The following is a 1,707-nucleotide window of genomic DNA, read 5'->3' as shown; positions in this document are numbered from 1 at the left end:
CGAACAGGTAATGGTGCAGTTGGCTGCGGGATTGGTGGCGCACGTAGTGCGGGAAATAGTTCTCCACAAAGTACGCAAAACCGCTCTCCGGATGGTTAACGCCGTTGCGACGCGTCTGCATCGCCGCCGGCGACGGGTCAAAGCCAACGCACTCCGCTTCGATGGTGCGCTGCAGCTGCGCCGCGTACATGGCCAGCTCTTTTTCGAAGTCCTTACCGGAGAATTTTTTAGCCATATCAACCTGTAAAAAAAGTGGCTGCCGGTGTTAGCGTTCAGATGCGAATCAAGAAACAACTAACAACGGAGCCATAACCATGTTTGATAAAGTGTCGTTTATCGACGGTATGATTAAAAAAACCGCAACTGCGCTGGACACCATTAAAACCATGCTGGAGATGAAAGAGACCGTAGCGGTGAATGAAAAAGTAATTCCCTTACAAAAAGAACTACTTTCTCTGCAGCAAGATTTATTTTCCTTTCACACCAGTTACATCTCGATTCAGAATGAACTGACGGCGGCACAAACACGCATTAGAGCGCTTGAGAATGAAAAAGCCGAAGAGCGGCAACTGAGTCATGAGCTTGAACGCTATCAGCGCCACAAATTGCCATCGGGTTCCTTTGTATATCGTCTCAAGGAAACCGTGGAGGGCTACGATCCCAACATGTACTTTTGCCCAAAATGCCACCAACATCCCAGCCCAACGGTACTGCAAGTTATTCCACCAAAGAACTGGCATGCTTACCTCCAATGCCCGCAGTGCGGGACTGAATATATGAATGAGCGGATCATTGACACCCCAAATCGCCGCATTCCCAAGCGAGACGGCGGTTACTAATTTCCGATCACCATGCTGCGCCGGATAAAATCGGCGCAGCTCTCCGGCGTCGCCAGCAGCTGCATCGCCAGCCACAGCTCGCGGACAATCTCATCAGGGCGTTTGGTATCAAAGTTTTGCCGCAGCAGGTTAGCGATCGCCGTTGCTTCCGGGCGCGGCATTGTGTTGACAGTCTCTGACCCGCCCCCGATAGCATTAGGTTTTGTTTCCCCGCAAATAGACCAGTCATCAGCTTTGATATCTTCAAGCGTGATACCTGAGGCAATCAATTTTTTGCCATCAACGTCACCCTTGTAGACAAATGGAATAAATTGACCACCGCGACCAACTACATCCCCTGGTTTAACCCGCCGTAAAAGCTCAATTAAATTCATGTTCAACACCCTTTAAGTTCACGTTCAAGCCACGCCATCTGCAGCGCGACAACCGCAATATCATTGTACTTATCCAGCATCTCGGTGATGATTTGCCGGCATTCCGCCATGGCTTGCTGCTCCTCTGGGGTTGCCTCGGTAAGTAACCCCTTCATTGCCAGCAACGCCAGCTCAATCTCTTGTTTTTCATTGGTATAACTAGCCATATTTCCTTTTCACCTCATCGCCCATGGCGTCCAACATTTCCAGATAAGCCGGCAGGTGCTTCGGAAAGCGCGTGCCGATAAGGTCACCGAGCAGCTTGACCACCTCGAGCGCGATGGCCAGCTCACTGGTCTCCGGCAGCACACGCTTGCCGGCCGCGATGCACTTGCTGAACGAATCGCCGAGCCGCGCCAGCATATCGACCCGGTCTGCCGCTGAAATCGTCGCGTTACCCCGGATAGCATCCATGGTGGCCTGATACTCGGTCAGCGTGTTCAGCAGGATCACCC

4 protein-coding genes and 1 pseudogene are annotated in these 1,707 nt (G+C 51.8%); 1 reads left to right on the top strand and 4 read right to left on the bottom strand.

All coding sequences use genetic code 11. From position 1 onward, the window contains the following. Nucleotides 1-235 (bottom strand): annotated as a pseudogene (locus tag ADK28_RS18535) (hypothetical protein); the annotation flags it as partial. 79 nt (nt 236-314) lie between these two features. Between ADK28_RS18535 and ADK28_RS18530 the strand changes: the two are divergent. Further along, nucleotides 315-839, top strand: coding sequence for a hypothetical protein (locus ADK28_RS18530; protein ID WP_048796344.1), 525 nt, complete (start codon nt 315-317; stop codon nt 837-839). Here ADK28_RS18530 and ADK28_RS31690 read toward each other — a convergent pair. The 3 genes from ADK28_RS31690 to ADK28_RS18520 form a co-directional block, all read right to left on the bottom strand. Then, nucleotides 836-1,213, bottom strand: coding sequence for a hypothetical protein (locus tag ADK28_RS31690; RefSeq protein WP_152929727.1), 378 nt, complete (start codon nt 1,211-1,213; stop codon nt 836-838). The two genes, ADK28_RS18530 and ADK28_RS31690, sit on opposite strands and share 4 nt — an antisense overlap. A 2-nt stretch (nt 1,214-1,215) precedes the next feature. Next, complete coding sequence (locus ADK28_RS18525; protein ID WP_048796343.1) at nt 1,216-1,419, bottom strand: hypothetical protein; 204 nt, start codon at nt 1,417-1,419, stop codon at nt 1,216-1,218. Then, nucleotides 1,412-1,707, bottom strand: a 296-nt coding sequence (locus ADK28_RS18520; protein WP_048796342.1) for a DUF1804 family protein, incomplete at its 5' end; no start/stop codon positions are given. The genes ADK28_RS18525 and ADK28_RS18520, both read right to left, overlap by 8 nt.

This window comes from Serratia sp. 506_PEND (assembly GCF_001076875.1).
Taxonomy (GTDB): domain Bacteria; phylum Pseudomonadota; class Gammaproteobacteria; order Enterobacterales; family Enterobacteriaceae; genus Serratia; species Serratia marcescens.
This window is presented reverse-complemented; position numbering and strand designations above follow the sequence as displayed.